Origin of the sequence: Pseudomonas sp. NPDC096950 (assembly GCF_044762525.1) — a bacterium.
Lineage (GTDB): Bacteria > Pseudomonadota > Gammaproteobacteria > Pseudomonadales > Pseudomonadaceae > Aquipseudomonas.
The window spans coordinates 21,529-47,505 of record NZ_JBIWEL010000033.1 but is presented as its reverse complement, the minus strand read 5'-3'; the positions used below and the strand labels follow the sequence as shown (position 1 = coordinate 47,505).

Annotated in this window: 26 protein-coding genes and 1 riboswitch; of the genes, 11 read left to right on the top strand and 15 right to left on the bottom strand. The window is 60.0% G+C overall.

Annotation, left to right across the window (positions count from 1 at the left end; genetic code table 11):
- Nucleotides 1-109: 109 nt before the first annotated feature.
- The 4 genes from ACIQY3_RS31495 to ACIQY3_RS31480 all read right to left on the bottom strand — a co-directional run bounded on the left by ACIQY3_RS31495 (nucleotide 110) and on the right by ACIQY3_RS31480 (nucleotide 6,753).
- On the bottom strand, nucleotides 110-1,474 hold the full coding sequence (locus ACIQY3_RS31495) for a DUF1329 domain-containing protein (protein ID WP_054045606.1): 1,365 nt from the start codon (nucleotides 1,472-1,474) through the stop codon (nucleotides 110-112).
- 28 nt (nucleotides 1,475-1,502) lie between these two features.
- Nucleotides 1,503-3,392 (bottom strand): DUF1302 domain-containing protein, encoded by a 1,890-nt coding sequence (locus ACIQY3_RS31490; RefSeq protein WP_403027846.1) that lies wholly within the window; start codon nucleotides 3,390-3,392, stop codon nucleotides 1,503-1,505.
- A 346-nt stretch (nucleotides 3,393-3,738) separates the two neighbouring features.
- The gene (locus ACIQY3_RS31485) at nucleotides 3,739-5,421 is read right to left on the bottom strand and encodes a fatty acid--CoA ligase (RefSeq protein ID WP_403027844.1); all 1,683 of its coding nucleotides are present in this window, start codon (nucleotides 5,419-5,421) and stop codon (nucleotides 3,739-3,741) included.
- Between the two features lie 147 nt (nucleotides 5,422-5,568).
- On the bottom strand, nucleotides 5,569-6,753 hold the full coding sequence (locus ACIQY3_RS31480) for an MFS transporter (RefSeq protein ID WP_403027841.1): 1,185 nt from the start codon (nucleotides 6,751-6,753) through the stop codon (nucleotides 5,569-5,571).
- A gap of 85 nt (nucleotides 6,754-6,838) precedes the next feature.
- Here ACIQY3_RS31480 and ACIQY3_RS31475 point away from each other — a divergent pair, with 85 nt between their 5' ends.
- A complete protein-coding gene (locus ACIQY3_RS31475) occupies nucleotides 6,839-7,612 on the top strand; it encodes an AraC family transcriptional regulator (protein WP_403027838.1) in 774 nt (257 codons plus the stop codon).
- Nucleotides 7,613-7,678: 66 nt separating this feature from the next.
- On the opposite strand, the gene ACIQY3_RS31470 is transcribed toward ACIQY3_RS31475, so the two are convergent.
- Nucleotides 7,679-8,308 (bottom strand): LysE family translocator, encoded by a 630-nt coding sequence (locus ACIQY3_RS31470; RefSeq protein ID WP_403027835.1) that lies wholly within the window; start codon nucleotides 8,306-8,308, stop codon nucleotides 7,679-7,681.
- Nucleotides 8,309-8,551: 243 nt separating this feature from the next.
- On the opposite strand from ACIQY3_RS31470, the gene ACIQY3_RS31465 reads away from it, so the two are divergent.
- From ACIQY3_RS31465 to ACIQY3_RS31455, 3 genes are all read left to right on the top strand, one after another.
- On the top strand, nucleotides 8,552-9,517 hold the full coding sequence (locus tag ACIQY3_RS31465) for a 2-hydroxyacid dehydrogenase (protein ID WP_403027833.1): 966 nt from the start codon (nucleotides 8,552-8,554) through the stop codon (nucleotides 9,515-9,517).
- A gap of 33 nt (nucleotides 9,518-9,550) precedes the next feature.
- Entirely contained in the window at nucleotides 9,551-10,549 is a 999-nt protein-coding gene (locus ACIQY3_RS31460; protein ID WP_403027830.1) for a methyltransferase, read from the top strand.
- 40 nt (nucleotides 10,550-10,589) lie between these two features.
- A riboswitch (yybP-ykoY riboswitch) is annotated at nucleotides 10,590-10,712 on the top strand.
- A gap of 89 nt (nucleotides 10,713-10,801) precedes the next feature.
- A complete protein-coding gene (locus ACIQY3_RS31455) occupies nucleotides 10,802-11,386 on the top strand; it encodes a TMEM165/GDT1 family protein (RefSeq protein ID WP_054045620.1) in 585 nt (194 codons plus the stop codon).
- Nucleotides 11,387-11,537: 151 nt separating this feature from the next.
- Here ACIQY3_RS31455 and ACIQY3_RS31450 read toward each other — a convergent pair whose 3' ends face one another.
- Entirely contained in the window at nucleotides 11,538-12,356 is an 819-nt protein-coding gene (locus ACIQY3_RS31450; protein WP_403027828.1) for a M48 family metallopeptidase, read from the bottom strand.
- Between the two features lie 262 nt (nucleotides 12,357-12,618).
- Between ACIQY3_RS31450 and ACIQY3_RS31445 the strand changes: the two genes are divergently transcribed.
- On the top strand, nucleotides 12,619-14,760 hold the full coding sequence (locus ACIQY3_RS31445) for a methyl-accepting chemotaxis protein (protein ID WP_403027826.1): 2,142 nt from the start codon (nucleotides 12,619-12,621) through the stop codon (nucleotides 14,758-14,760).
- A gap of 126 nt (nucleotides 14,761-14,886) precedes the next feature.
- Here ACIQY3_RS31445 and ACIQY3_RS31440 read toward each other — a convergent pair whose 3' ends face one another.
- From ACIQY3_RS31440 to ACIQY3_RS31430, 3 genes are read right to left on the bottom strand one after another with little or no spacing between them, the layout of a single operon-like run.
- A complete protein-coding gene (locus ACIQY3_RS31440; protein ID WP_403027823.1) occupies nucleotides 14,887-15,510 on the bottom strand; it encodes an SOS response-associated peptidase in 624 nt (207 codons plus the stop codon).
- Between the two features lie 35 nt (nucleotides 15,511-15,545).
- Nucleotides 15,546-15,806: a putative signal transducing protein gene (locus tag ACIQY3_RS31435; protein WP_403027821.1), complete on the bottom strand. Its 261-nt coding sequence runs from the start codon at nucleotides 15,804-15,806 to the stop codon at nucleotides 15,546-15,548.
- Between the two features lie 12 nt (nucleotides 15,807-15,818).
- Nucleotides 15,819-16,001 carry a CPXCG motif-containing cysteine-rich protein gene (locus tag ACIQY3_RS31430; protein ID WP_403027818.1) on the bottom strand — a complete coding sequence of 61 codons (183 nt, stop codon included), beginning with the start codon at nucleotides 15,999-16,001 and terminating at the stop codon, nucleotides 15,819-15,821.
- A 142-nt stretch (nucleotides 16,002-16,143) separates the two neighbouring features.
- Between ACIQY3_RS31430 and ACIQY3_RS31425 the strand changes: the two genes are divergently transcribed.
- Nucleotides 16,144-17,307 carry a 1-acyl-sn-glycerol-3-phosphate acyltransferase gene (locus ACIQY3_RS31425; RefSeq protein ID WP_403027815.1) on the top strand — a complete coding sequence of 388 codons (1,164 nt, stop codon included), beginning with the start codon at nucleotides 16,144-16,146 and terminating at the stop codon, nucleotides 17,305-17,307.
- 114 nt (nucleotides 17,308-17,421) lie between these two features.
- Here the strand turns inward: ACIQY3_RS31425 and ACIQY3_RS31420 are convergent, their stop codons facing one another.
- Nucleotides 17,422-17,706 (bottom strand): hypothetical protein, encoded by a 285-nt coding sequence (locus ACIQY3_RS31420; protein WP_123509217.1) that lies wholly within the window; start codon nucleotides 17,704-17,706, stop codon nucleotides 17,422-17,424.
- 173 nt (nucleotides 17,707-17,879) lie between these two features.
- Between ACIQY3_RS31420 and ACIQY3_RS31415 the strand changes: the two genes are divergently transcribed.
- Entirely contained in the window at nucleotides 17,880-18,086 is a 207-nt protein-coding gene (locus ACIQY3_RS31415) for a hypothetical protein (RefSeq protein ID WP_403027812.1), read from the top strand.
- A 182-nt stretch (nucleotides 18,087-18,268) separates the two neighbouring features.
- Here ACIQY3_RS31415 and ACIQY3_RS31410 read toward each other — a convergent pair whose 3' ends face one another.
- Entirely contained in the window at nucleotides 18,269-18,853 is a 585-nt protein-coding gene (locus tag ACIQY3_RS31410) for a YajG family lipoprotein (protein ID WP_123509216.1), read from the bottom strand.
- Nucleotides 18,854-19,058: 205 nt separating this feature from the next.
- Between ACIQY3_RS31410 and ACIQY3_RS31405 the strand changes: the two genes are divergently transcribed.
- Nucleotides 19,059-19,292 carry a hypothetical protein gene (locus ACIQY3_RS31405; protein WP_054045638.1) on the top strand — a complete coding sequence of 78 codons (234 nt, stop codon included), beginning with the start codon at nucleotides 19,059-19,061 and terminating at the stop codon, nucleotides 19,290-19,292.
- 737 nt (nucleotides 19,293-20,029) lie between these two features.
- Nucleotides 20,030-21,538, top strand: coding sequence for a malate dehydrogenase (quinone) (mqo, locus tag ACIQY3_RS31400; RefSeq protein WP_403027808.1), 1,509 nt, complete (start codon nucleotides 20,030-20,032; stop codon nucleotides 21,536-21,538).
- A 198-nt stretch (nucleotides 21,539-21,736) separates the two neighbouring features.
- Here the strand turns inward: mqo and ACIQY3_RS31395 are convergent, their stop codons facing one another.
- From ACIQY3_RS31395 to ACIQY3_RS31380, 4 genes are all read right to left on the bottom strand, one after another.
- A complete protein-coding gene (locus ACIQY3_RS31395; protein WP_403027805.1) occupies nucleotides 21,737-22,024 on the bottom strand; it encodes a PA4642 family protein in 288 nt (95 codons plus the stop codon).
- A 63-nt stretch (nucleotides 22,025-22,087) separates the two neighbouring features.
- Complete coding sequence (locus ACIQY3_RS31390) at nucleotides 22,088-22,573, bottom strand: hypothetical protein (protein WP_403027800.1); 486 nt, start codon at nucleotides 22,571-22,573, stop codon at nucleotides 22,088-22,090.
- Between the two features lie 171 nt (nucleotides 22,574-22,744).
- Entirely contained in the window at nucleotides 22,745-23,218 is a 474-nt protein-coding gene (locus ACIQY3_RS31385) for a WbuC family cupin fold metalloprotein (protein ID WP_403027797.1), read from the bottom strand.
- Between the two features lie 3 nt (nucleotides 23,219-23,221).
- Nucleotides 23,222-23,779, bottom strand: coding sequence for a hypoxanthine-guanine phosphoribosyltransferase (locus ACIQY3_RS31380; RefSeq protein WP_213942007.1), 558 nt, complete (start codon nucleotides 23,777-23,779; stop codon nucleotides 23,222-23,224).
- Between the two features lie 164 nt (nucleotides 23,780-23,943).
- Between ACIQY3_RS31380 and upp the strand changes: the two genes are divergently transcribed.
- Together upp and ACIQY3_RS31370 are read left to right on the top strand one after the other, a co-directional pair.
- Nucleotides 23,944-24,582, top strand: a complete 639-nt coding sequence (gene upp, locus ACIQY3_RS31375; protein WP_054045646.1) for a uracil phosphoribosyltransferase — start codon at nucleotides 23,944-23,946, stop codon at nucleotides 24,580-24,582.
- Between the two features lie 2 nt (nucleotides 24,583-24,584).
- On the top strand, nucleotides 24,585-25,859 hold the full coding sequence (locus ACIQY3_RS31370; RefSeq protein WP_054613540.1) for a uracil-xanthine permease family protein: 1,275 nt from the start codon (nucleotides 24,585-24,587) through the stop codon (nucleotides 25,857-25,859).
- The last annotated feature ends 118 nt before the right edge of the window (nucleotides 25,860-25,977 follow it).

Sequence of the window (25,977 nt, the reverse complement as noted above, 5' to 3'; positions counted from 1 at the left end):
TTGCTCGCGAAGAGGCCATCAGCATCACCACACCTTTCGCAGCGCCCAAAAAAAACGCCCCGAACCAGTCGGGGCGTTTTTCGAGGATGCGGCCTCTGTCTACAGCGTGTTAGCGAACACCATCCTGACGCAGTGCGGCCGGGGTGAAGTCGCTGGTGGTGGCGGTGAAGCCGAAGTCATACGCCGATTTCTCTTCGTTCTTCATGCCCAGCGCCAGGTAGCGACCCGATTGCAGGTCATACAGGGTTTCCAGGGCGTACCACGGCACTTGCTTGTCGTAGTAGTTCTCGGCATGGGCTTCTGCAACGCGCCACAGCTGATTACGACCGTCGTAGTGGTCGATCACCGCAGCCTGCCAGGTGTCTTCGTCGATGTAGAAGTCACGCTTGGCATAGATGTGGCGCTGACCTTCCTTCAGGGTTGCAACCACATGCCAGACCCGGCGCAGCTCGTAACGAGCCAGGTCCTGGTTGATGTGACCGGCCTTGATGATGTCGGCGTATTTCAGCTTCGGATCGTCGAGTTTGTAGCTGTCGGAGGCGATGTACATCTCTTTCTTGCCTTCGAGTTTCCAGTCGTAGCGATCCGGCGCACCGTTGTACATGTCCAGGTTGTCGGAGGTACGCAGGCCATCGGCCGCAGTACCCGGCCCGTCATAGGACACTTGCGGGGCGCGACGCACACGGCGCTGACCGGCGTTGTAAACCCACGCCGAACGCGGTTCCTTCACTTGGTCGAGGGTTTCGTGCACCAGCAGCACGCCACCGGCCAGACGTGCCGGCGCGGTCACTTTCTGCTTGAAGTAGAACAGGATGTTGCCCGGGTTTTTCGGGTCGTAATCCTTCATCTTGTCGCGGAACACGAACTGGTCCTGGAAGTACACCAGGCTGAACGAGCCGTTCGGCTGTGGCGTGGCCTGGGTCACCAGACGCGTCACGCTGCCGCCGCGATAGCGGGTGATGTGGTTCCAGATGACTTCCACGCCGCTTTTCGGAATCGGGAACGGTACGGCGGTTTCGAAGTTTTCCAGGCCGTTGCCGCCGGACACCAGGTTGGTGTTGGTGGCGTTTTTCTTGATGGCGGCGAACACGTCATCCGGCACGGTGGCACCGCGATGGGACGGGTAGACCGGCATCTTGAAGGTTTCCGGGTAGCGCTTGAACATCGCGTACTGGCCCGGGGCAAGCTTCTCTTTGTACTGGTCAACGTTCTGCGCGGTGATAGTGAACAGCGGCTTTTCACTGGCGTACGGGTCGGACAGGAAGCCCTTGCTGTCGACGGTGCCGGCATTCTTCGCCAGGGGTTTCCAGGCCGGGATCGAACCGTCGGCATTGCCCGCCATCTCGGCGCCCATCGGGGTCAGGCTCTTGCCCAGCTTGTCCGCTTCAGCGGCAGGCACCGCTGCCATGACGCTTGTCGCCAGCAGCGACAGCCCCAGAACACCGGCGTGGAACAGACTCTTTGTTATTTTCATATGTGTGTTCGTCCTGAAAAAGCAGTGCTTAGAAGTTCACGCCGAAGCTGAGCGCAACGAAGTCGCGGTCATCGACGGTGGTGTACTTGCCATCAAAGAAGTTGGTGTAGGCCAGGCTCGCGGTGTAGGTGTTCTGGTATTCGGCATCGACACCCAGGCTCACGGCTTTGCGACCTTCCTCGAAGTTGCCGCCAGGGCCAGGCGAGTAACCGCTGACGTCATGGGACCAGGCCACGTTAGGCTTGAGGTTCACACCGGCGAACACGTCGTTGTATTCCCAGATAGCCCGACCGCGATAACCCCACGAGGTGGCTGTGGTGAAGCCTTCGTTGGTGCAGTTGCGGCTGCGGTTGTTCTGTGGCGAACCAGGGCCGGCGCCGTTGATGGTGCTGGCGTTGAGGATGTTGGCGCAGGTATCGGTGCCGCCGGTGGCCGGCAATTCACCCGGACCGTAGACCGGATCACGGCCGTAACGGACATCGGACGTGCTTTCCAGGCCGCCGACGTGGGTCACGCCCACTTCACCTACCAGGGTCAGGCGGCTGGCGCCCATGACCTGGTCAAAGAAGTGCGTCAGGGTGGTCTGGAACTGGGTGATTTCCTTGCGGCGATAACCGTGCAGGTCCTGGCCCGGCACGCCGGTCAGCAAGGACGCGTTGGACAAGGCACCGCCCAGTGGGCGTACACCGGCGAACAGGATGTCGGTGGAGTTCAGTTGCACCGGCGCGTTCGGACGGTAGCTGATCTCACCGCTCCACGCCGTACCGGTAGGCAGGGTGGTGGAGAAGCTCAAGCCGTACAGACGGATGTCTTCCGGGTATTCGACGAAGTACTGCGAGTTGCCCGCCACCAACAGTGGCGCAAGTGCCGCGAACGGCCCTGGCAAGGCACGCGCGGTGTTATAGACCGACTGCGGGGCACCGGTGGCGCTGAAGATCGGCGCACGGCTGTGGTAGTTCATGAAGTAGGCGCCGAACTCGGTGTCCAGCGGATCGAACATGTACTTCAGGGACGCGCCCCACTGACCGCTGTCACGGGCGTCACGATCGCCGCCACGGCGCACCAGCACGCCTTCTTCGTTGACGTCGACACCCGCGCCAGCCAATGGACCCAAGGCCACGGCCGGGATCTGCGAGCGTTTGTTCAGTACACGCAGGTTGTTGTCGCAACCGTCGGAAATGATGTCCGGCTGGGAGAAGAACGTGCCGCAGTTATCGGTAACGGTCTGGTCCCACTCGAGTTGGTAGAAGGCTTCGGCCGACAGGCTCTCGGTCAGGCTCTGGGACACGTAGAACATGTTGACCGGAATCAGGCCTTCCTTGATCTCGGCACCTGGACGACGGAACGCGGACACGTCGATCGGGTTGATCGAGTTGATGCCGCCGCCGATGAAGGTACTTTCACCCCAGCTCACGACCTGCTTGCCCAGACGCACGGAACCCGGCTGATCGGCAATGGAGTAATTGTGATAGACGAAGGCGTCGAGGATCTGGCCGCCGGAAGACTTGGCGCCTTCCTTGCGATTGTTGTTGCTGATGTCCTTGAACTCGCGGCTTTCATCCTGGAGTTCAAAGTCGTACCAGTACTTGCCACGGACGAACACACCAGTGTCGCCGTATTTCAATTCAAGGTCGTGGATGCCCTTGAAGATTTTCGAGAAGGTTTCCCCACTCTTGAAGTTAGCGTGACCGTCATCTGACGTCTGGGACAGGCCATGGCCGCCGTTGTTGACGCCGATGAGGTTCTTGTTGGGACTCTGAGTAGACCAACTGGCACCGATCGACAGGGATGAGTCGAACTGACCTTCGATCTCACCGACGTTGAAACTGACGCCGAATGCAGGCCCGGCGAGCGAAGAGGCGAGACTGACCGCCAGGGGCAGTTTCGCCCGGCGCCAGAACTGGTTTACTGATGTCATCGACGCTACTCCATGTGCATTATTGTTATGGCAGTGAGTACTTTTAAAAACGTTGTGGATGACCGGAAGCCAAGGCGTCCCGAATTCGATCCCAGTGTGCATCGCCCCGTTTGTGCGTTTGCTCCGTTCTTAAAAATCCTTGAGCGGACTATAGCCAGCAGGTAGTACTGCTTGATCCCTCTAAAGTGTGATTTGCAGCTGCCGGCCACTCTGGAACAGTCCTTTCGCCAGTCCGACACATGTCGGCACGGCAAGGATGGCTGAAAATTCGGATTTCACAAGCCAAGCGCTTGCTTGGTGGGGCTGGCGTGCCTTTTCGGGCACGCCAGTAGGGCTTGGAAAACGCTTAAAGCGTCGAGAGGAAGGTGCTGTTGTTGGCCTGCCATTCGGTGATGTCGAGGCGGATACGCTTCTTGTCGAGCTTGCCGACGCTGGTCTTGGGAATTTCAGTAACAAGGGCGATCTGGCTCGGGATCGCCCACTTGCTCAGGTGCCCCAGCTCAACGAACGGCTTGAGGTGTTCCTTGAGTTCACGAGCCCCGATCTCATGCCCTTCGCGGATCACCAGCAAGGCAAATGGCCGCTCGCCCCACTGCGGATCGGCGATGCCCACCACTGCTACTTCGCGTACCGCTACGTGGCGACTGATCAGGTCTTCGAGGTCCAGGGAGGAAATCCACTCGCCGCCGGTCTTGATCACGTCCTTGATCCGGTCGCGAATATCAATCACGCCCATGCTGTCCAGGGTCGCCACGTCGCCAGTGTGCAACCAGCCGCCGGCCCAGAGCTCGGCGCCCTTCTGCGGCTCGTTGAAATACCCTTCGGTGAGCCACGGCGCCCGCAGCACCAGTTCGCCCTGGGTCTCGCCATCGGCGGGCAGGAAGTTGCCGTCGGTGTCGACAATCGCCGCTTCCACCAAGGGCCCCGGCACCCCGGCCTTGATCCGGTACGTGGTGCGTTCGTCTTCGGTGCCCGCCATCAACTCGTCATTGAGGTGAGCGCACGAAACCAACGGCCCGGTTTCCGACATGCCGTAAGCGGCCGTCAACTGAATGCCTTTGGCCTTGGCCGCTTCGTACAACGTACGGTTCAGCGCACTGCCACCGATGACGATTTTCCAGCCGCCGAAATCGGTGCCCTGGGCGCCTTTGGCATTGAGGACCATTTGCAGGATGGTCGGCACGCAGTGAGAAAAGGTGACCTTCTCCTTGCGCCACAACTCCACCAGGTATTCCGGGTCGTAGCGACCGGGGTAAACCTGCTTGAGCCCGAGCATCGTCGCCACGTACGGCAAGCCCCAGGCGTGCACATGGAACATTGGCGTGATCGGCATATAGACGTCGTTGGTACCCAACAACCGCACGCTGTCGATGGCGCCCATGATGGTCGACACGCCCAGGGTGTGCAGCACCAGTTGCCGATGGGTGAAGTACACGCCTTTCGGGTTGCCGGTGGTGCCGGTGGTGTAGAAGGTGGTCGCGACGGAATTTTCGTCGAAATCCTGGAAGTCGTACTGAGTGCTGGCGGCGGCCAGCAGTTGCTCGTATTCGCCGACGAGGTTCGGCAAGTCGGCGGTTTTTTCCGGCAGGTCGGTCAGCAGCAGGGTTTTCTCGACCGTGGTCAGGTGCCCGGCAATGGCTTGGTACAGGCCCACGAACTCACTGTTGACCAGCACGAAGCGGTCCTCGGCGTGGTTCATGGTGTAGAGAATCTGTTCCGGTGACAGGCGCACGTTGATGGTGTGGATCACCGCGCCGATCATCGGGATGGCGAACATGCATTCCAGGTAGCGATGGCTGTCCCAGTCCATCACCGCCACGGTATCGCCGGCCTTGACCCCGGCCGCTGTCAACACATTCGCCAGGCGTGCGACCCGTTCGATCAGGGTCGGATAGCTGTAGCGCAACTGGTCGCGGTACACGATCTCGCGGGTTTTCTCGTAACGAGCGCCGGACATCAGCAGTCGTTTAATCAGCAACGGATACTGGTAGGCGCCTTCGGCGGGCGGGATAACGCGAGTCTGCAACATAAGAATCCCTTTTCTGACTGCACGGTCTTGGCTTTGGAGAGAAGCACTCTAGAGCCGTTATACGCCAACCAAATCAGCCAAAGGTATGATTTGCAGAACCGTACAAATGCTAGCTTTGCGCCAGCATTTGCAGGATATCGTCACCGCTTACGCCGTTTGTCCTACGGCAGCCTCAGACGGTGTGCGTGGGAAAACCAGTGCCGACACGAAGGTCAATGCCGCGAAACCCGCCAATATCAGGTAAAGCCCTACAAATCCCTGGCGCGGTTCGACGAACGAAATCAGCGGAATCGCCGTCGCACTGGCGCCGAAGGACAGACAGTAACGCAGGGCGAAGACCCGGGATTGCCATTGCGGCGCGACGAAGTTGGCGACCATCGCGTCGTTCACCGTGACCTGGCCAAACACCACGAACATGAACGCCGCGCCCAGCGCAATCACGGCCCAGCCGTCGACGTAGGCCAACCCGAACAGCAGCGGCGCCTGGCACAGGGTCAACACAATGAACGGCCATTTCAGGCTGAACCGATGCAACACCCGGCCAATGCTCAATTGCGCCACGGCACCGAAGGCATACGCCAGGCTGACTACGACGCCCAGGGTTTGCGGCGAAGCGAACAGATCGTGCAGGCGCTCTTGAAACAGTTTCGGGTAGGTCATGGTCGTGGCGTTGAACACCACACCGCCGGTGGCCGTGGCCAGGGCAAGTACGCCGAACACCATGACCATCGAAATCCGCTGGCCGGCCGCGCCTTTAAGCGGTGAGTGAGGACGCTTGGGGATCGGCTCTTCCCGCACCTGCAAGGCAAACCCGATGCCCAGGGCAATCGCCACCACCCCCGGCAGAATGAACGCCGAACGCCAGCCGAGTTGCGCCACCAGCAACCCGGTTATCAGCGCCGAAAATGCCACGCCGAGATTGCCCCACATGCCGTTGATACCGATTTCCCGGCCACGGTTCTGCGCATAGGCCACCAGCATCGCGGTGCCGACCGGGTGGTAGATCGCGGCGAAAATCCCGATCAGCGTCAGGCCGAGGACCAGCATCGGTGCGCTGCTGCTCAACCCGGTAAAGATCGCCGAAGCACCGATGCCGAAGAAAAACACCAGCATCATTTGCCGCCGACTCCAGTGATCCCCCAGCCAACCGGCCGGTAGCGAACACGCGCCGAACGCAATGAAGCCACCGAGTGAAAGGCCGATCAGGGCGGCGTAGTCCAGGGCAAAGGCCTGGGTCATGCCAAGGATGGCGGCGGGGAAAATCAGCATGAACATGTGGTCGATCACATGGGCTGCGTTGATGTAGCGGATGATATTTCTGGGCTGGTTCATCGCGGCACGCTTTACGTTGTAGTGAGCGGCTTATGCTAAGTTGGCGAAAAAGCGTAATCCTGACAACAAAGTCATCGGATCTGACATGTTAATCAGCCACTTCCTGCACGGCCCGGTCAGCGCTTATCCACGGGATTATGTGGATGGCGCTCATCAGGAATTGCATCAACACCGCGAAGCGCAATTGCTCTACGCCGTCTGCGGCACCATGCGGGTGGTCACGGCGCACGGTGCGTGGGTGATTCCACCGACCCGGGCGGTGTGGATTCCGCCGTTGGTGGAGCACGAGATTTTCATGTCCGGCGAGGTGCGCATGCGTTCGCTGTTCATCGCCGCCGAACTGTCGCCGCCGAGCCTGCAACAGTGCTGTGTGCTGGCGGTCACGCCGTTGCTGCGCGAACTGATCCTGCGTGCGGTGCAAGGTCCGCAACACGCGGAAAACCCGTTAATCCAGAGCCTGATGCTCGAAGAAATCGCCGGCCTGGAAAACCTTCCCCTGCATATCCCGATGCCCGAGGACCGGCGCCTGCAAGGCATTTGCCTGGCGCTGCTGCGCACACCCGATCATCCCAACACTCTGGAAGACTGGGCACAGCAGGTCGGTGCCAGTTCACGCACCCTGGCGCGGCTGTTCCAGCAACAACTGAAGATGAATTTCAATGCCTGGCGCCAGCAACTGCGCCTGATGGAAGCCCTGCCCCGCCTGCTCGCCGGAGAAAGCGTGCAGAGCGTGGCGCGGGATCTGGGTTACGGCAGCGCCCGGGCGTTCAGCGCGATGTTTCGCCGTTTGCTGGGGGAGAATCCCCGGGAATATCTGAACGCGCTGAACAAATTGAGCGAACTCAATCCGCTTCTGTAGGAGCACGGCTTGCCGGCGAAGGCGATTTTGGGGACGCCATCACCGGCAGGCCGTTCGCCTACCGGATCAATGCATCTCGGTGAACGCGAGTTTCACGCCGATGGCAATCAGCACCGCGCCCATGGTCCGGTCGAACCAGTGGCCCATACGGGCAAAACCGGCGCGTACCCGTTGTTGGCTGAACAGCCGCGCCACCAGGCAGAACCACAGCGCCGTCGCGAAGGCGAGGTAAATCCCGTAGCCGGCCTGCACCGCCAGCGGCGTGTGCGGGTTGATCACCACGGTGAACAGCGACAGGAAGAACAGCGTGGCTTTCGGGTTCAGGCCATTGGTCACGAAACCCGAGGTGAAGGCGCCACGGGCGGTGCGCTCACCGACTTCCTTGTGCAGATCGTCCGCCACCGGTTTGGCCGGTTGCGCGCGCAAGGCCTTGAAGCCGATGTACAGCAGGTACGCGGCGGCGGCCCATTTCAAGGCGTTGAACAGCACGATCGACTGGGACACGATCAGGCCGATGCCGAGCAGCGAATAACCGACGTGCAGGAAAATCGCCGTGCCCACACCCAGCGCAGTCCAGGTCCCGGCACGCCGCCCGTGGGTCACGCTTTCACGCACCACCACGGCAAAGTCCGGGCCGGGACTGGCCACGGCCAGCAGGTGAATCAGGGCAACGGTCAAGAATTCTGTCCAGTACATGGGGGGCTCCTCTGGGGCAGATCGGTCAAAGTGAAAATCTTGGGGTATCTCACCCCTGTGGGAGCGAGCCTGCTCGCGAAAGCGGTGTGCCAGGCAACATCAATTTCGACTGACATGCCCTCTTCGCGAGCAGGCTCGCTCCCACAAGGTTCGGCGTATGGCCCAGGCCATGAGTAACCATTTGTTTCATCTGGTAGGCTCGGCAGATTACGCCTTCAGTTCATTGCACAAAAGGTACAGTTGATGACGAACTCTCGCCGCGCCGTTTTCCTCGACCATCCGTCCCTGGATCTGGGCGACCTCGACCTGACGCCTTTGCGCGACTGTTTTAGCGACTTGCAATTGTTCGCCCAGACCACGCCGGACCAAGTGATCGAACGCCTCAAGGGCGCTACCGTCGCGATCAGCAACAAGATCCTGATCGATGCCGCCGCCATTGCCGCCAGCCCTGAACTCAAGTTGATCCTGATCACCGCCACCGGCACCAATAACGTCGATCTGGCCGCCGCCCACGCCCACGGGATTACCGTGTGCAACTGCCAGGGTTACGGCACGCCGTCGGTGGCCCAGCACACGATCATGTTGTTGCTGAACCTGGCGACGCGCCTGGCGGATTACCAGAAAGCCGTCGGCGAAGGTCGCTGGCAGCAGGCCAAACAGTTCTGCCTGCTGGACTACCCGATCGTCGAACTCGAAGGCAAAACCCTTGGCCTGCTCGGTCACGGTGAACTGGGTGGCGCCGTGGCGCGGTTGGCTGAAGCCTTCGGCATGCGCGTGTTGCTGGGACAGATTCCCGGCCGCCCTGCCCGCCCGGATCGTTTGCCGCTGAATGAACTGCTGCCGCAAATCGATGCGCTGACCCTGCATTGCCCGCTCAACGAACACACCCGTCACTTCATCGGCGCCCGTGAACTGGCCTCGATGAAACCCGGCGCCTTTGTGGTCAACACCGCTCGCGGTGGCTTGATCGATGAGCAAGCGCTGGCCGATGCCTTGCGTAACGGTCATCTGGGCGGCGCGGCCACGGACGTGCTGAGCGTAGAGCCACCAACCGCCGGCAATCCACTGCTGGCCGATGACATCCCTCGCTTGATTGTCACTCCGCACAACGCCTGGGGCAGTCGCGAGGCGCGGCAGCGGATCGTTGGCCAATTGACTGAAAACGCCCAGGCGTTTTTCAGTGGTACAGCGCTGCGGGTCGTCAGTTGATAAACTGCCGCACTTTTTTTCAAGGAGCAGAGTATGGATCCGCGCAGTGAAGTACTGCTTCGTCAGGCCGAGTTATTCCAGGGTTCGGTGTTGCTGGCCGGTTTACCCGCCGACGATTTGCTCGGTCGCCTGCCCGAGGCCCATGGCTGGTGCTGGCATGCCGGCGATCAAGCGGCGCTCGACGCACGCTTTGCCGAGCGCAGCCAGTTCGGCGTGAATGCGCCCGAGCGCGAGTTCGAAACCGCCGTGGTGTTCCTGCCCAAGTCCAAGGACCTGACCGACTACATCCTCAACGCCCTCGCCTCACGGCTGGCCGGTCGCGAGTTGTACCTGGTGGGTGAAAAACGCAGCGGCATCGAAGGCGCGGCCAAGCAGCTGAACCCGTTCGGTAAACCACGCAAACTCGACAGCGCACGGCATTGCCAGTTGTGGCAGGTCACCGTGGCCAATGCGCCAGAAGCCAAGTCCCTGGAAAGCCTGGCCCAGGAATACGAACTGCCACTCGCCGAAGGGCCGTTGAAAGTCATCAGCCTGCCGGGGGTGTTCAGCCACGGTCGCCTGGACCGGGGCAGCGCCCTGTTGCTGGAACATCTGGACAAGTTGCCGAGCGGCCACTTGTTGGATTTCGGTTGCGGCGCCGGTGTATTGGGGGCGGCGGTCAAGCGTCGTTATCCGCACAATCAGGTGACGCTGCTCGACGTCGATGCGTTTGCCGCCGCCAGCAGTCGCCTGACATTGGCTGCCAACGGTCTGGAAGCCGAGGTGATTACCGGTGACGGTATCGATGCGGCGCCGATGGGTTTGAGTGCGATTTTGAGCAACCCGCCGTTCCATGTCGGCGTGCATACCGATTATTTCGCAACCGAGAACTTGCTGCGAAAAGCAGCCAAACATCTGAAAAACGGTGGCGAACTGCGCTTGGTCGCCAACAGCTTCCTGAAGTATCAGCCGCTGATCGAAGAGCACCTTGGGGTGTGCGCGATCAAGGCAGAAGGACAGGGTTTCAGAATCTACCGGGCCAAACGCGGCTAGAAATTTGTTCTTGCCCAATCGGATTTGCCTAGGCAGAATCCGCTCCGTCCTAGGGGAGTAGTCTCCCACGAGCGCCATGCTCGTCCGGCATACGTCAACATACTTGGTCAACAGACCATGGCGTATGCGACCCAAGCGTCCGCACAGACGGATCGCCAGGGTTTGACAAGACCTATGACACGAACACCTTACCCGGGGCGGGAAGGCTGTACGTGTCATAGCCGTGTCGACCCGCCCCTTAGGAAAACCCTGATGCTGGATTCACTTCTCGTTCCCACCGCAATCGTTGCCTTGGCCGAAATCGGCGACAAGACGCAACTGCTCGCGCTCATTCTTGCGGCTCGCTTTCGCAAACCCTGGCCGATCATCGCAGGCATCGTTGCCGCGACCCTGGCCAACCATGCGGCAGCCGGTGCGGTCGGTGCCTGGTTCGGCAGTTTCTTCTCGAATGCGACGCTGCACTGGATCCTCGCCGCGAGCTTCACCGCGACGGCGCTGTGGACCCTGGTGCCGGACAAGATGGACGACGACGAAGCCAGCACCGCGCGCAAATTCGGGCCGTTCCTGACCACGCTGATCGCGTTCTTCCTAGCGGAAATGGGCGACAAAACCCAAGTCGCCACGGTGATGCTCGCCGCGCAATACCCGGACCTGTGGCTGGTGATCATCGGCACCACCGCCGGGATGTTGATTGCCAACGTACCGGTGGTACTGGCGGGCAACTTTGCAGCGGACAAACTGCCACTGACGTTGATCCGTCGACTGGCGGCGTCGGCGTTCTTCGTATTGGCGATTGTCGCGGTGTACAAGGCGATGCAGAGCAGTGGGTGGGTTTGACGCGTTAGTCAGTAGTACCGCGTAATCGTTCTTCGCGAGCAAGCCCGCTCCCACATTGGATCTCCGGTGTTCACAAATAGTGTGGTCACAAAAAATCCCCTGTGGGAGCGGGCTTGCTCGCGAAGGCGTCAGCAGCCTCGCTACATCTCTATCAGGATTTCGAAGCTTTCTCGTACAACGGCATCACTTTAGGAATCGCCGCCTGCAACGAGGAAATACGACTGGCCGACGCCGGGTGCGTGCTCATGAATTCCGGTGGTGAACCTTCCGAGGCCTTGCTCATCTTGTTCCACAAGGTGATCGCGGCATTCGGGTTGTAGCCGGCGCGGGCCGCCAGTTCCAGGCCGATCAGGTCGGCCTCGTTTTCATTGGCGCGGCTGTTCGGCAAGGTCATGCCGTAGTTGGCCACGGTATCGGCGAGAGCCAGGCTGTCCTGGCCCAGACCGAACAAGGCACCAGCGCCCTGCTTGGCCATCTCGATGCCATAGGCCTTGGACATCGCCTCACGACCATGCTCGCGCAGGGCGTGGGCAATTTCATGACCCATGACCGCGGCGATTTCATCGTCGGTGAGTTTCAGGCTGTCGATCAGCCCGGTGTAGAAAATGATCTTGCCGCCAGGACCGCAGTTGGCGTTGAGTTCATCGCTCTTGATCAGGTTGACTTCCCACTTCCACTGGGCCGAATCCGGACGGAAGTTCGGCGCCTGGGCAATCAGCCGATCGGCAATCGCCTGGATGCGCTTGGCATCGGTACTGGTCTTGTCCAGCACACCTTTGGTCGTCGCCTCGCCTACTGTCTTCTGATAGGACTGCGCATACATCTGGTTGACCTCATCCGAGGACAACATGCTGAACATGTACTGTTTGCGCTCAACGCCGACGGCTCCGCCGCTGGTGGTATTGACCGACTGACAACCGGCCAGCAGCAAGGCTGCGCTCAGTGCACTTACAACCAATGTCTTGTTCATCAAATAGCTCCCTGAAAACATGCCGCGTATCCTAGGCGCGGAATTGTATCGGCGCCAGATACAACAGACGTGTAGCACGCACTTTCAGAAAAGACGTCGATCTTCGTAGGAAAAAATTCACATATCCCCGCCCCCCGCGCCCACGACGCTTCATTTACGACATCCAGCGCTCCAAAACAGTCATTTCGCCATTACCCGCTCATGGACTCCAATTTCCCGGCCGATACAACAGCGCAGACGTCCTCTTGCGTGCGGAGCACCCATGAAATTCAAGTCGATCCAGTTTTCCGTAGCGGCCCTTGCCGGCGCCATTGTCCTCAGTGTCGTGGCGGCCCTGGTGCTGTACGCGCTGTTTTCCGGTGCGCGGACGCAAGACATGGTCCAGGAACGGACCCAGGCCCAGTTCGAGCAAGTCATCGAGCAGCGCCTGACTTCCCTGGCGCAAACCCAGGTCAGCCAGATTCAGCGCGAACTCGAAGCGCCGCTGCTGATTGCCGGTGGGCTGGTGCGGGTCAACGAGCTGATCGGCACACCTGGGGCGGATGGCCAGCCGCAACTGAGCCTCAACCGTGAACAGTTGATCAGCCTGATCAAGGAAAACGTCACCAAGAACCCGAAAATTCTCGGCACCTACATCGGCTGGGAAAAAAACGCACTGGACCACAATGATGCGGCCTACGTCGACACCAAAGTGGTCGGCATCGACGCCAGCAACGGGCGCTTCCTGCCGTGGTGGTTCCGCAACGAGGACGGCAGCCTGGGCCTGGACAAACTGGTGGACGTCGACGACCAGAAAACCCTGTCCACCGGCATTCGCGCCAGTGAGTACTACCTGTGCTCGAAAGAGACCAATAAATCCTGCGTGATCGATCCGGCGCCCTATAAGGTCGGCGACAAAATCGTCATGCTCGCCTCCTTTATTGAACCGATCATGCTCAACGGCGCCTTCCAGGGCATCGTCGGCGCCGACCTGTCGGTGAACTTCATCCAGGAAATGCTCCTGGGCGCCAACCAGAAACTGTATGGCGGCTCCGGCGTAATGGCACTGATCGGCGGCAATGGCCGGATCGTTGCCTACACCAAGGACCCGAGCAAATTCGGCGAGAAGGTCAGCGATATCCTCGACAGCCAACAGATTGCCAATATGGCCAATCTCAAGCGCGGCGAAGTGACCTACACCGTCGACAAGGCCCAGGGCCGGATCGAGTTGTACCTGCCCTTCGGCATCGGACAGACCGACGCCCGCTGGACCCTGATGCTGCAACTGCCGCTGAACGCGGTGATGGCGGACCTGCAAACACTCCAGGGCGACCTGGATAAACAGCGCAAATCCGACACCTTCGGCATGGCCATGGTGGGTCTGCTGATCGCCGGTGTCGGCTTGCTGGTGATCTGGCTGGTGGGCCACGGCATCGCTCGTCCGCTCAAGCAAATGGTGGCCATGCTCGACGACATCGCCCAGGGCGAAGGCGACCTGACGCGCCGTCTGACCAGCGACCGCGCCGACGAATTGGGCTCGATCGCCAAGGGCTTCAACACCTTCCTCGCCAAATTGCAGGTGATGATCACTCAGGTGGTGACGTCGGTGCAGAGCGTCAGCGACTCGTCGGAACACACCGCCGACATCGCCATCCGCACCAACATCGGCGTGCATAAACAGATGGCCGAGATCGATCAAGTGGCCACAGCGGTGCACGAAATGACCGCGACCGCCCAGGACGTGGCGCGCAACGCGACGTCGGCCGCGCAGGCTGCCAGCCATGCGGATAAGGCAGCGGCCCAAGGCATGCAGATCGTGCGCGATACGTCGAATTCGATTGGCGTGCTGGCCGTGGAAATCGGCAAGGCTGTCAGCGTGGTGCAAACCCTGGCCAAGGACAGCGAGAACATCAACGCCATCCTCACCGCGATTCGCGGGATCGCCGAGCAAACCAACCTGTTGGCGTTGAACGCGGCGATTGAAGCGGCGCGCGCCGGTGAGCAGGGTCGTGGATTTGCGGTAGTGGCCGATGAAGTGCGCAACCTGGCGCAAAAGACCCAGAAGGCCACCGAAGAAATCCAGACCATGATCCAGCAGCTGCAACAAGGCACCCGCGATGTGGTGCGGGTCATGGAAGACAGCCAGAACCGCACCGACGAAAGCGTACAGCACGCGGCGAAAGCGGCCGAAGCGCTGGAGACGATTACTCAGGCAGTGTCGGTGATCAACGACATGAATACGCAGATTGCCAGTGCGGCCGAAGAGCAGAGCGCGGTGGCGGATGACATCAACCGCAACGTGATCAACATCGGGCAAGTGGCCAATGAAGTGGCCGGTGGCGCGGATGAATCGAGTGCGGCCAGTGCGGATCTGACCAAGTTGGCGGAACAGCAGCGGCGGTTGATCAATCAGTTCAAGGTTTGATCTGAAGGCCCCTTCGCGAGCAAGCCCGCTCCCACAGGGGATTTTCTGTGAACACAAAATGTGTGAACACTGGAGATCCAATGTGGGAGCGGGCTTGCTCGCGAAGAGGCCAGCACAAACGCTGAATCAGCCAGGGGTCAAACACTCCGGCCCATTCAGCTTCGGATCATTCACCAGATTCGCCAACACCCGCTCGCGCAACGCCGCAGGTTCACTGGCCAGCAACCCTTGCAACACATGCAACGGCGTCTCGGGATCGAGCCACGCGGCTTGCCCCGCCTCATCCAGAATCAACGGCCGACGCTGGCTCGCCGCCGGTTGCGTGATCACTGCGGTGCTCAACCACACCTGCTCCTGCACCGGATATGCCTCCCAGATCGCCGCGAAAAACAGCGCCGAGCCCTCCCCCGGAGTCAGCCAATACGGACGCTTGCGGGTGGTGCCGCGCCATTCGTAGAAACCATTGGCCGGCAATAGGCAGCGACGCTCGCGCAGGGCCTGGCGAAACATCGGCTGTTCGGCCACGGTTTCGGCCCGGGCATGGGCCGGGGTGCGGGACAAGTCGGTCAGCCACGGCGGCGTCAGGCCCCAGCGGGCACGGGCCAGTTCGCGCTGACCGTCCGGGCCGGCACGCAGCATCAACACCGAATCGTTGGGAGAAATATTCCACTGGGCCAACTGATCGGCAGGAAAGCCAGGCAGGGCCGCGAAGGCGGGGTTCCAGCGAAACAGGGCATAACGTCCACACATGGGGCAACACGACTCTTGATAAAACGAACGTCAGCCTAACAGACCAGGGTGCCGGGAAAACTTTCCGGTTCATCACCGGGCATCGGCAGCGCGGCATTGTAAGCGGTGATCAGCTCCCGGGCGTATTCGGCCTGGTCGTTATCCACCGACAAACCCAGCAGGCCGAAGATCGGCAGTTCGCCGGTGCCCCCGAGCAAATCCCGCCCCTCAAGATGTGCCTTGATGCCCTCGCTGGCCAGCATTCCTTGCAGCAACTCGCCTTCCATCAGGTTTTCCGGTTCGTAGATTCGCTGCATCGGATGCCCCTTTCATTCATTTTCGCTGTGAACTTCGAGCAACCATTCCTGCCCATCGGTTTGCAGGACAAACGTGATGGGACGACAACACACCGGACAATCCTCGATATAGATCTGATCGCCGCCAGACAAATCCAGCACGGCCTCGGCCTCTTCACCACAATACGGACATTCGTAGCGCTCGGTTTCCAGCATCGCGGTCTCCCAGGTGACTTGTGCGTATAATCGCCGGTCTATTTGCAGGGCTATTTTTGTCTGGCTACCTTTTCAGACCGTGCCCCGTTGGTTTTCGATCAAAACCTTTACTTACCCTAGCCGTTTCTAACAAGAGAGCATGATGGGCGAATTCGATGCCATCCGACCTTACGACGACAGCGAAGTCCCTGCAGTGCTGGACCGGCTGCTCGGCGACAAGGCATTTCTAGACATCCTCATCCACTTCCGCTTCCCGCGTTATGCCGGTGCCTTCGGCTGGATGCTCAAACCTCTTATAGCTCATCGGCTGCGCCGTGAGTTCGCCGGCGTCAACTCGGTGGCTACATTGCAGGACAAAGTCGAGGTTTACGTCGACCACACCATCGAGCGCGCCACCGACGGCGTGACCTACACCGGTGTCGAGCAGTTCAAGTCCGGCAGTGCCTACCTGTTCATCGCCAACCACCGCGACATCGTGATGGACCCGGCCTTCGTCAACTATGCCGTGTACCACGCCGGCCTGCCGACCCCGCGCATCGCGATTGGCGACAACCTGCTGCAAAAGCCGTTTGTCAGCGATTTGATGCGGTTGAACAAGAGCTTCATCGTGCACCGTTCGATCACCGGTCGCCGCGAGAAGATGGCGGCTTATCAGCTACTGTCGGCCTACATCAACCACTCGATCCGCAACGATTGCGCCTCGATCTGGATCGCCCAGGCCGAAGGCCGGGCCAAGGATGGCGACGACCGTACCGAGTCGGCGATCCTCAAGATGTTCCACATGAGTCGCAAGGACGAGCCGTTCGGCGAGGTCATTCAATCGCTGAACGTGACCCCGGTGTCGATCAGCTACGAATACGACCCGTGCGACCAGGCCAAGGCCCGCGAACTGTTTATCCGCGCCACCACCGGCAGCTACAGCAAAGTGCCGGGTGAAGACGACGTGAGCATTGCCAAGGGCATCACCGGCTACAAGGGTCGGGTCCACGTGAACTTTGCCAAGCCGATCACCGAGCTGTTCGACGACACCAAGCAATTGGCGATCGAGATGGACAAGCAGATTCTCGGTGGTTACCGCTTGTTCCCAGTGCACTACCTAGCGTATGCGCAGTGGAAGGATGCTGATCCACAGCTTCAAGTGCCGAAAGCCGCCGACGTGTTTGCTGCGGATGAACTGGCCAAGGCTCAGGAAGAATGGCAGCGCCGGCTGGAGGCTTGCCCTGAGGAACATCGTCCGTTCCTGGTGTTGCAATATGCGAAGCCGGTGCGCAATCAGTACCGTGTGAAGGCTGGGTTGCCGCTTTAAAGCAAGATCAAAAGATCGCAGCCTCGTTGCACTCGACAGCTCCTACCCAGGATCGGATTCATCCTGTAGGAGCTGTCGAGTGCAACGAGGCTGCGATCTTTTGCATTTAAAGGCTCAAAACTGTGTGCTGATCCACGAAACGATCAGCGCCACGCCCAGGCAGGCAAAACCGAATCGATAGAAAAACCGGTTCATGCGTTGGGTGGCGCCATCGAGCATCAACGTCGCGTCATCGATACGACGGTTCTGGGTAGCGGCCTCAAGAATCGCCAGCGCGCGTTGTTCGCGGCGGCGAGTGGCATGCAGCAGCCAACTGCCCGGGAACGCCAGCAGCAAGGCCAACAGGTTGATCAACTTGGCGGGATGGTTGGTAAACAACGAAATCAAATGCAACGACATCACGGACCTCGGCAAAACTAAGGTAGCAGGCGCCGGACCGACGACTGCGGCGCGGATTCTACCGAAAGCGTGCGACAAATGACGAACCACTTGGCCGATTCCTGTCCGGCGTCACAGCACCGTCATCTGAATGCGCCAGTCTGTCGCCCCTCGAAACCGACACTGAGCACACCATGCTGCACGCCGAAAACCAGGACCGCCTCTACCTCATCGCCCAAAGCGACGAACAGCAGAATCTCGTTGGCAGCCTCGCCTTCAACGTCCAGGACCGCCACTGGCTGGTGTATTGCGCATTGGGCGGGCATCAACATGCGGACTTGCCGGAGACGGATTTGCTGACGGGCGTGAGTGTGCTGGATTTTTATTCCGACGCCGCGTGACAACGCAGATCCCCTTGTGGGAGCGGGCTTGCTCGCGAAGGGGGAATGTCAGTCGACATCAATGCAACTGATCCACCGCTTTCGCGAGCAAGCCCGCTCCCACAGGGATGGTGCGAAACCGGTGGGCATGAAAAAGCCCGGGGCCATCACTGGCGCCGGGCTTTTTTGTATCTGGCGAAAACTTATTCGCCGAGGATCTGACCCACTGTCGGGTCCTTGAACAGACGCGTCAGGGCATCGCTCAATACATCGCTGACCAGTTTGGTGTTGGTTTCCTGGTTCGGCGCCATACCGAAACGCTGGTCCAGGGACGCACCGTAACGGCCGCTGTAGCGACGGTTGGCATTCTGCACGTCAGAGCGGAAGGTCGCGCCGATGGTGGCTTCAGTCACGTACATGCCTTCTTTGGGCGACTGATATTTCAGTTCGGCCAGGGTCACGGTCAACTGCGGCGCGTTCATGCCGTTGGACACCGGGGTGAAGCCCAGTAAACGCACGGCGGCTTCGGCCTGGGCTTGCAGCTTCGGCAGGATCTGCGCGCCCTGCACGGTGATCGCGCTGGTCTCAGGGTACAGACCGCCACGGGTTCCCAGGGTTGGCGACGGACGACCGTCCACCACACGCACCACCACTTGCTGGCCATGGCCAACCGGCGCCAGCTGAGTGGTCAGCTTCGGTTCCGGGCTCAGTTGTTGCGGGCTGTGGGCGCAGCCGGCCAGGGTCAAACCGGTCACAGTGATCAAACCGAACAACAGGCGTTGCAACATGCTCTTCTCTCCAGAATCAGGCACAAACAGGCCCGCAGTATAGCGGTGGGCCACTGCAGCGAACTAGGGGACTTCAACGATTACTGAAATCTCTGACAAACCTCTCAGACCGCGGTTCCTGTCACACATCTGTCATCGCCCATACACTTTCACGTCACGGCCTGCTGGCAACCTTCACAGCAGTCACCCCACAAGGTACTTCGCCATGCGTTATCTGATCTCGTTGTTCGCGCCACGCCCGCTGCATCGCAGTTTTGCCTTGCTCGATCGCAACGGCCATTGCCAGGCATTCAAGCAATGCAGCCTGCAGCCCATGGGCGATGGCTGGGTCGAAATCGAAGAAATCCGCCTCAACTGGTTGCACCATCCCCTGCCCCCTAGCGCCCGCGTGCGGCAGCATCAGCCTCGTTCACGGGTACAGGCGCTGTTGTCCATCTGACCAGACGCCTAATAAAAGTCATTATTCACGACCATTTCCCTGCGTTTCTTAGATACAATCTCCCCCCGATTATAAGGACGTCTCCTGATCGGGCCTCGCAGCATCGTCAATGCCTCGGTATTGGCACCCCGCACCGCCCACAGAGAGCCGCCCACACAGATCGAGTGAAGCTGGCGCGCTTGCTGTTCCTTGAGCAAAACCCCCACTTTTCGCGAATCTGCAGAGCTGTCATTACGCTCGGTCACTGAGCTGTTTGCCCGTTTTGCCTGTCATGTATCCCATGGCGGCAATCTATCCGGGCACGGTGCCAGGCTGGGACAGCCCTTTTTTGAGGTTCACGTCTTCAAAAGAGCGTGAAAAAAACGGGTTTTCACAACTTCACAAGAGTGTGGCGAGCAAATGAATAGTTTTGCGTCTGAACATGCACCATTAGCGTCTGAAACAGCCCAACGACACAGGACCGAGTACTCCTCGAACACCGGAGCCTGAAGCCTGTCCGCTACGGATTTGGTTGCACAAACGGATGTCTCGACCATAAGTCGAATTGCCAGTTGCGCGTTGAAATGAGTTCATAGGGCTCATTAACCCAGCCGGTAGCGTCCGTCGAAGTTGCGAAAAATTGCGAAGATTCGGACATGGCGACACTGCCATGGGTACGTGGGGCATCACTGACACGCCCCGGAACGCCTGGCAGCCATGCCGACAATTTGGTGCTGCAGATTTTGGAGACGCGTTAAATGGCGCATAACGAAGCAGTCGACGTAGTACTCGTTGGGGCCGGCATCATGAGTGCCACCCTCGCTGTACTGCTCAAAGAGCTCGACCCCGCGATCAAGCTGGAAGTCGTCGAGCTGATGGATTCCGGTGCCGCGGAGAGTTCCAACCCGTGGAACAACGCCGGGACCGGTCACGCCGGGCTGTGTGAGCTCAATTACACACCCCAGGCCGCCGACGGCAATGTCGACATCAAGAAAGCCGTGCACATCAACACGCAGTTCGAGGTGTCCAAGCAGTTCTGGTCGTACCTGACCAAGAAAGGCACCTTCGGCTCGTGCAAGTCGTTCATCAGCCCGGTGCCGCACCTGAGTTTCGTGCAGGGTGACAGCGGCGTGTCCTTCCTCAAGTCGCGCTTCGACGTGCTGAGCAAGCACCACGCGTTTTCCGATATGGAATACACCGAAGACAAGGCCAAGATGGCCGAGTGGATGCCGCTGATGATGCCGGGCCGCTCGCCTGACGAAGTCCTCGCCGCCACCCGCGTGATGAACGGCACCGACGTCAACTTCGGCGCCCTGACCAATCAACTGCTCAAGCACCTGACCAGCGCACCCGATGCCCAGGTCAAGTACTGCAAGCGAGTGACCGGCCTGAAGCGTAACAACGGCGGCTGGACCGTCAGCATCAAGGACGTCAACAGCGGCAACACCCGTGAAGTCGACGCCAAGTTCGTGTTCCTCGGCGCGGGCGGCGCGGCATTGCCATTGCTGCAGGCGTCGGGCATCGAAGAAAGCAAAGGCTTCGGCGGCTTCCCGATCAGTGGCCAGTGGCTGCGTTGCGACAATCCGGAAGTGGTCAAGCACCACCAGGCCAAGGTCTACAGCCAGGCGGCGGTGGGTTCGCCACCGATGTCCGTGCCGCACCTGGACACCCGAGTGGTCGATGGCAACAAGTCCCTGCTGTTCGGGCCGTATGCCGGTTTCACCACCAAGTTCCTCAAGCACGGTTCCTTCATGGACCTGCCGCTGTCGGTTCGCGCCGGCAACATCGGGCCGATGCTGGCCGTGGCGAAAAACAACATGGACCTGACCAAGTACCTGGTCAGCGAAGTGATGCAGTCGATGGAGCAGCGCCTGGAATCCCTGCGTCGCTTCTACCCGGAGGCGAAAGCCGAAGACTGGCGCCTGGAAGTGGCCGGCCAACGGGTGCAGATCATCAAGAAAGACCCGAAAAAGGGTGGCGTTCTGCAGTTCGGCACCGAATTGGTTGCGGCCAAGGACGGTTCTCTTGCTGCACTGCTCGGCGCTTCGCCAGGCGCTTCGGTGACCGTTTCGATCATGCTGGAACTGATCGAAAAATGCTTCCCGAACAAAGCGTCCGGTGAATGGGCGGCCAAACTGGCGGAAATCTTCCCGGCTCGGGAAAAGGTCCTGGAAACCGACGCGGCGCTGTATCGCAAGATCAATGCGCACAACAACGTCGCGCTGGAACTGGTTGAAGCCAGTAACGAGACCGAAAGCTACGCTTGATTCGGTCCCACAAAAAACGCCCCGCTCTCGTTGAGAGCGGGGCGTTTTTTTATGGGCGCTGATTCTGATGGCGCAAGATCTTCGGTGTCAGTTATACCGCTTTCGCGAGCAAGCCCGCTCCCACAGGGAAATGCATTCCAAATGTGGGAGCGGGCTTGCTCGCGAAGGGGCCAGCGCAAACAATCGATGTCTCTGGAATTAACCGCGCGCCTTGGCAATCAACTCGATGTACTCGGCCGCATTGCGCTGATCCTTGATCACCGCGACGAAGTCATTGCCGTGCTCATCCTTGCCGTCCAGGTCGTACCCGGCTTCGACAAAAAACGTCAGGAAGCGCTCGAAGTCGTCGATGCGCAAGCCGCGATAGGCCTTGATCAATTTGTGCAGGGACGGCGAAGTGGCGTCGACCGGTTCAAAATCGAGAAACAGTTTGATCTGCTCATCGCCGATCTCGTCACCAATCACTTGCTTCTTATCTTTACGCATTGCCGACTCCAGCTCGCAGACATTTCACGGGGCGGGCAGTTTACCCCCCTCTGGCCGCCGGGCTCAACGCGCGCGAACGCTGCCGGTGTGCAGATCGGCCCAGACATGACCGTTGGCGTAGCTGAGGAACTGGCAATACACCGTGTCATTGCGCAGCAAATCGATCACCACCCGGTACTGCGCCAGCGGGTAAAACATTGTCAGCGTTTTGCTCTTTTCATCGTAGATCGGCTTTTTCAGGCTTTTGCTTTCGCCATCGAAGTTGACCAGCACCTGGCTGATGGTCGCGCCCTTGTTCAAGGATTTGCCCTTGAGGCGGATCAGCAGCGGCGACGTCACCGGTATCGGCTGTTGGGTGGACTGACGCTGGCTGCCCACCACCACGGAATAGTCAGTGACCTGCAACAGTTGCTGTTGCTCCGGTTCGGCGTCACGCAGGGTCAGGTCGTCCGGCGGCAGGAATTGCCCGTGCATCGGCGCCGGAGCGGCAGCCAGGGGCAGGCTGAGGGTCAGCAACAGGGCGGCGCAGCTGCGGATCAAAAGGCTCATGACAGGCTCCGGAGGGCGGGGCCGAGCACTCTAGCATGGGGTCTGCGAAAGTGAATCTGTGAACACCGATCCCTGTGGGAGCGGGCTTGCTCGCGAAAGCGGTGTGTCAGTCAACATTAATGCGGCTGATATACCGCTTTCGCGAGCAAGTCCGCTCCCACCGGGTGGAGATCAGTCGAACTGTGCGCGCATCCAGGCCTGATACTCGGCCACACCCGCCTCGCCTTCACGCGGCGCCCAGTGCGCCAGCTCACCCTCACCAATCGGACGGAAAGGGCCGGCCTTGCATTCAAACATCACGCTATCAGCCTCCAGCACCACCAGGCCGTGATAAATGCCTGCCGGCAAGTCCACTCCCAGGCAATCGCCACCGGCCTGCAGGACACGCTTATCAGTCACCTGACCCGACTCATCAAAAATCAGCAGGCCGAGACGGCCGCGTACCACCACCAGGGTTTCTGCCTTGTCGGCGCTCAGGTGCCGATGAGGCGGGATGTACGTGCTCGGCTGCAACCCCACCGCCATCCGGTGGCAGGGCTCTTCCATTTGGTGGAAGTTGTGATGCTGCCGGCCACGTGGGTTGCTCGCCGCTTTCCCGGCCAACTCCGTAAACAGCGTTTGATCCAGAAAGCTCGGCGTGGCCATTGATTACATTCCTTTAACGGCAAAAATCCCATTGGCATTACGCCAGTAGCCTTTGTAGTCCATGCCATAACCGAAGATATAGCGGTCGATGCACGGCAGGCCGACGAAATCGGCTTTCAGGTCCGGGCGGGCCTTGCGGTCGTGGTCCTTGTCGATCAATACGGCGGTGTGCACGGCACGGGCGCCGGCGTGTTTGCAGTAGTCGATGATCGCGCCCAAGGTGTGACCTTCATCGAGGATGTCGTCGATGATCAGCACGTCGCGATCAAGGAACGAAACTTCCGGCTTGGCTTTCCAGAACAGGTCGCCGCCGCTGGTTTCGTTGCGATAACGGGTAGCGTGCAGGTAGGACGCTTCCAGCGGGAAGTGCAGATGGGTGAGCAGCTTGCCGGCGAAAATCAGCCCGCCGTTCATCACACAGAACACCACCGGGTTGGTGTCAGCCAGTTGCTCGTTGATGTGTGCACCGACACGGGCGATGGCCGCCTCGACTTCAACTTCGGTGTACAGGCAGTCAGCCTCTCGCATGATTTGACGGATATGCTCGAGATCAGCAGACATGGCGCTCTCCAGGGGGACGGGATTCGGGAAAAGCGGGCAAAGGTACGCATCCCGCTCGGTCAGATCAAGCGTTTGTGGACTAACGTACCTTATGTCTATAGGACAACACCCTCGGATAGATTAATCTAGGCCGGTTTTTTTGCCCGCCGCCGGAGCCTTTCCCCATGCCCATCCAAGAGATCCGCCATCCGCTGATCCGTCATAAACTTGGCCTTATGCGCCGCGCAGACATCAGCACGAAGAATTTCCGTGAGCTCGCTCAGGAAGTCGGTGCCCTGCTGACCTATGAAGCCACCAAAGACCTGCCGCTGGAAACCTACGATATCGAAGGTTGGGCCGGCACCGTGTCGGTAGAGAAAATCGCCGGCAAGAAGATTACCGTGGTGCCGATCCTGCGCGCCGGTATCGGCATGCTCGAAGGCGTGCTGAGCCTGATCCCGGGCGCCAAAGTCAGCGCCGTGGGCGTGGCCCGCAACGAACAAACCCTGCAGGCCCATACCTACCTGGAAAAACTGGTGCCGGAAATCAACGAGCGCCTGGCGATGATCATCGACCCGATGCTGGCCACCGGCAGTTCCATGGTCGCGACCATCGACCTGCTGAAAAAGGCCGGCTGCCGGGACATCCGCGCGATGGTATTGGTCGCCGCTCCCGAAGGCATCGCCGCCGTCGAGAAAGCGCACCCGGACGTAATGATCTACACCGCGTCCATCGACGAAAAACTCAACGAGCACGGTTACATCATCCCGGGCCTGGGCGATGCCGGTGACAAGATCTTCGGCACCAAGCAGAAGGACGCTTGAGCATGCAGGATGAGTTCAACGATCCGCTCTGGCGCACAGTGCTGTCGGGTGCGCAGATGCTGTTCGTGGCGTTCGGCGCCCTGGTGTTGATGCCGCTGATTACCGGCCTCGACCCGAACGTGGCGCTGTTCACCGCAGGTCTGGGGACGATTCTGTTCCAGATCGTCACCGGGCGTCAGGTCCCGGTGTTCCTGGCTTCGAGCTTTGCCTTTATCACCCCGATCATTCTCGCCAAGGGCCAGTTCGGCCTCGCGGCGACCATGGGCGGCGTGATGGCGGCGGGTTTCGTCTACACCTTCCTCGGCCTGGCCGTGAAGATCAAAGGCACCGGGTTCATTGACCGCTTGCTGCCACCGGTGGTGATTGGTCCGGTGATCATCTCCATCGGCCTGGCCATGGCGCCAATTGCCGCCAACATGGCAATGGGCAAGGCTGGCGACGGTTCCGAGCTGATTCATTACCAGACCGCGATGCTGATCTCGATGCCCGCACTGCTGACCACGCTGATCGTCGCTGTGTTCGGCAAAGGGATTTTCCGCCTGGTGCCGATCATCTCCGGCGTATTGGTCGGTTTTGCGATGGCGTTCTATTTCGGCGTGGTCGATACCGCGAAGATTGCCGCCGCACCGTGGTTTGCGATTCCGCACTTCACCGCGCCGGAATTCAACTGGCAGGCGATTCTGTTTATCGTTCCGGTGGCGCTGGCCCCGGCCATCGAGCACATCGGCGGCGTGATTGCGGTCGGTAGCGTGACCGGTCGCGATTACCTGAAGAAACCCGGCCTGCACCGCACCCTGCTCGGCGATGGCATTGCCACCACGGCTGCCGGTCTGTTTGGCGGTCCACCCAACACCACCTACGCCGAAGTGACCGGCGCGGTGATGCTGACCAAGAACTACAACCCGAAAATCATGACCTGGGCGGCGATCTTTGCCATCAGCCTGGCGTTCGTCGGCAAGTTCGGTGCGCTGCTGCAAAGCATCCCGGTGCCGGTGATGGGCGGGATTCTGTGCCTGTTGTTCGGTTCGATTGCGGCAGTGGGCATGAACACGCTGATTCGCCACAAGATCGACCTGGGCGAGGCGCGCAATCTGGTGATTGTGTCGGTGACCCTGGTGTTCGGGATTGGCGGTGTACTGGTCGGCACCGGCACCGGTCCGGACGACTTCGGCCTCAAAGGCATCGCGCTGTGCGCGGTGGTGGCGATTGCGCTGAACCTGTTGCTGCCGGGCAATGACAGCTGGAAGCACAAGAAGGCGGATGAGCCTTTGCTCTAAAGCCGACACAACCTTCTGTGGCGAGGGGGCTTGCCCCCGTTGGGTCGCGAAGCGGCCCTAAATCCTGCAACGGTGAACCATCAGACTCACCGCGTTTGCTGCATTTACGACTGCTTCG

Excerpts from the sequence above, each read along its gene's own strand:
- ACIQY3_RS31435 (WP_403027821.1), bottom strand. The coding sequence starts at position 15,806 with ATGCAGCGAATCTACGAACCGGAAAACCTGATGGAAGGCGAGTTGCTG.
- ACIQY3_RS31490 (WP_403027846.1), bottom strand. The coding sequence starts at position 3,392 with ATGACATCAGTAAACCAGTTCTGGCGCCGGGCGAAACTGCCCCTGGCG.
- ACIQY3_RS31410 (WP_123509216.1), bottom strand. The coding sequence starts at position 18,853 with ATGTTGCAACGCCTGTTGTTCGGTTTGATCACTGTGACCGGTTTGACC.
- ACIQY3_RS31450 (WP_403027828.1), bottom strand. The coding sequence starts at position 12,356 with ATGAACAAGACATTGGTTGTAAGTGCACTGAGCGCAGCCTTGCTGCTG.
- ACIQY3_RS31485 (WP_403027844.1), bottom strand. The coding sequence starts at position 5,421 with ATGTTGCAGACTCGCGTTATCCCGCCCGCCGAAGGCGCCTACCAGTAT.
- ACIQY3_RS31455 (WP_054045620.1), top strand. The coding sequence starts at position 10,802 with ATGCTGGATTCACTTCTCGTTCCCACCGCAATCGTTGCCTTGGCCGAA.
- ACIQY3_RS31495 (WP_054045606.1), bottom strand. The coding sequence starts at position 1,474 with ATGAAAATAACAAAGAGTCTGTTCCACGCCGGTGTTCTGGGGCTGTCG.
- ACIQY3_RS31470 (WP_403027835.1), bottom strand. The coding sequence starts at position 8,308 with ATGTACTGGACAGAATTCTTGACCGTTGCCCTGATTCACCTGCTGGCC.
- ACIQY3_RS31420 (WP_123509217.1), bottom strand. The coding sequence starts at position 17,706 with ATGTCGTTGCATTTGATTTCGTTGTTTACCAACCATCCCGCCAAGTTG.
- ACIQY3_RS31415 (WP_403027812.1), top strand. The coding sequence starts at position 17,880 with ATGCTGCACGCCGAAAACCAGGACCGCCTCTACCTCATCGCCCAAAGC.
- ACIQY3_RS31370 (WP_054613540.1), top strand. The coding sequence starts at position 24,585 with ATGCAGGATGAGTTCAACGATCCGCTCTGGCGCACAGTGCTGTCGGGT.
- ACIQY3_RS31405 (WP_054045638.1), top strand. The coding sequence starts at position 19,059 with ATGCGTTATCTGATCTCGTTGTTCGCGCCACGCCCGCTGCATCGCAGT.
- ACIQY3_RS31385 (WP_403027797.1), bottom strand. The coding sequence starts at position 23,218 with ATGGCCACGCCGAGCTTTCTGGATCAAACGCTGTTTACGGAGTTGGCC.
- ACIQY3_RS31440 (WP_403027823.1), bottom strand. The coding sequence starts at position 15,510 with ATGTGTGGACGTTATGCCCTGTTTCGCTGGAACCCCGCCTTCGCGGCC.
- upp (WP_054045646.1), top strand. The coding sequence starts at position 23,944 with ATGCCCATCCAAGAGATCCGCCATCCGCTGATCCGTCATAAACTTGGC.
- ACIQY3_RS31380 (WP_213942007.1), bottom strand. The coding sequence starts at position 23,779 with ATGTCTGCTGATCTCGAGCATATCCGTCAAATCATGCGAGAGGCTGAC.
- ACIQY3_RS31475 (WP_403027838.1), top strand. The coding sequence starts at position 6,839 with ATGTTAATCAGCCACTTCCTGCACGGCCCGGTCAGCGCTTATCCACGG.
- ACIQY3_RS31460 (WP_403027830.1), top strand. The coding sequence starts at position 9,551 with ATGGATCCGCGCAGTGAAGTACTGCTTCGTCAGGCCGAGTTATTCCAG.
- ACIQY3_RS31430 (WP_403027818.1), bottom strand. The coding sequence starts at position 16,001 with ATGCTGGAAACCGAGCGCTACGAATGTCCGTATTGTGGTGAAGAGGCC.
- ACIQY3_RS31425 (WP_403027815.1), top strand. The coding sequence starts at position 16,144 with ATGGGCGAATTCGATGCCATCCGACCTTACGACGACAGCGAAGTCCCT.
- ACIQY3_RS31445 (WP_403027826.1), top strand. The coding sequence starts at position 12,619 with ATGAAATTCAAGTCGATCCAGTTTTCCGTAGCGGCCCTTGCCGGCGCC.
- mqo (WP_403027808.1), top strand. The coding sequence starts at position 20,030 with ATGGCGCATAACGAAGCAGTCGACGTAGTACTCGTTGGGGCCGGCATC.
- ACIQY3_RS31480 (WP_403027841.1), bottom strand. The coding sequence starts at position 6,753 with ATGAACCAGCCCAGAAATATCATCCGCTACATCAACGCAGCCCATGTG.
- ACIQY3_RS31395 (WP_403027805.1), bottom strand. The coding sequence starts at position 22,024 with ATGCGTAAAGATAAGAAGCAAGTGATTGGTGACGAGATCGGCGATGAG.
- ACIQY3_RS31465 (WP_403027833.1), top strand. The coding sequence starts at position 8,552 with ATGACGAACTCTCGCCGCGCCGTTTTCCTCGACCATCCGTCCCTGGAT.
- ACIQY3_RS31390 (WP_403027800.1), bottom strand. The coding sequence starts at position 22,573 with ATGAGCCTTTTGATCCGCAGCTGCGCCGCCCTGTTGCTGACCCTCAGC.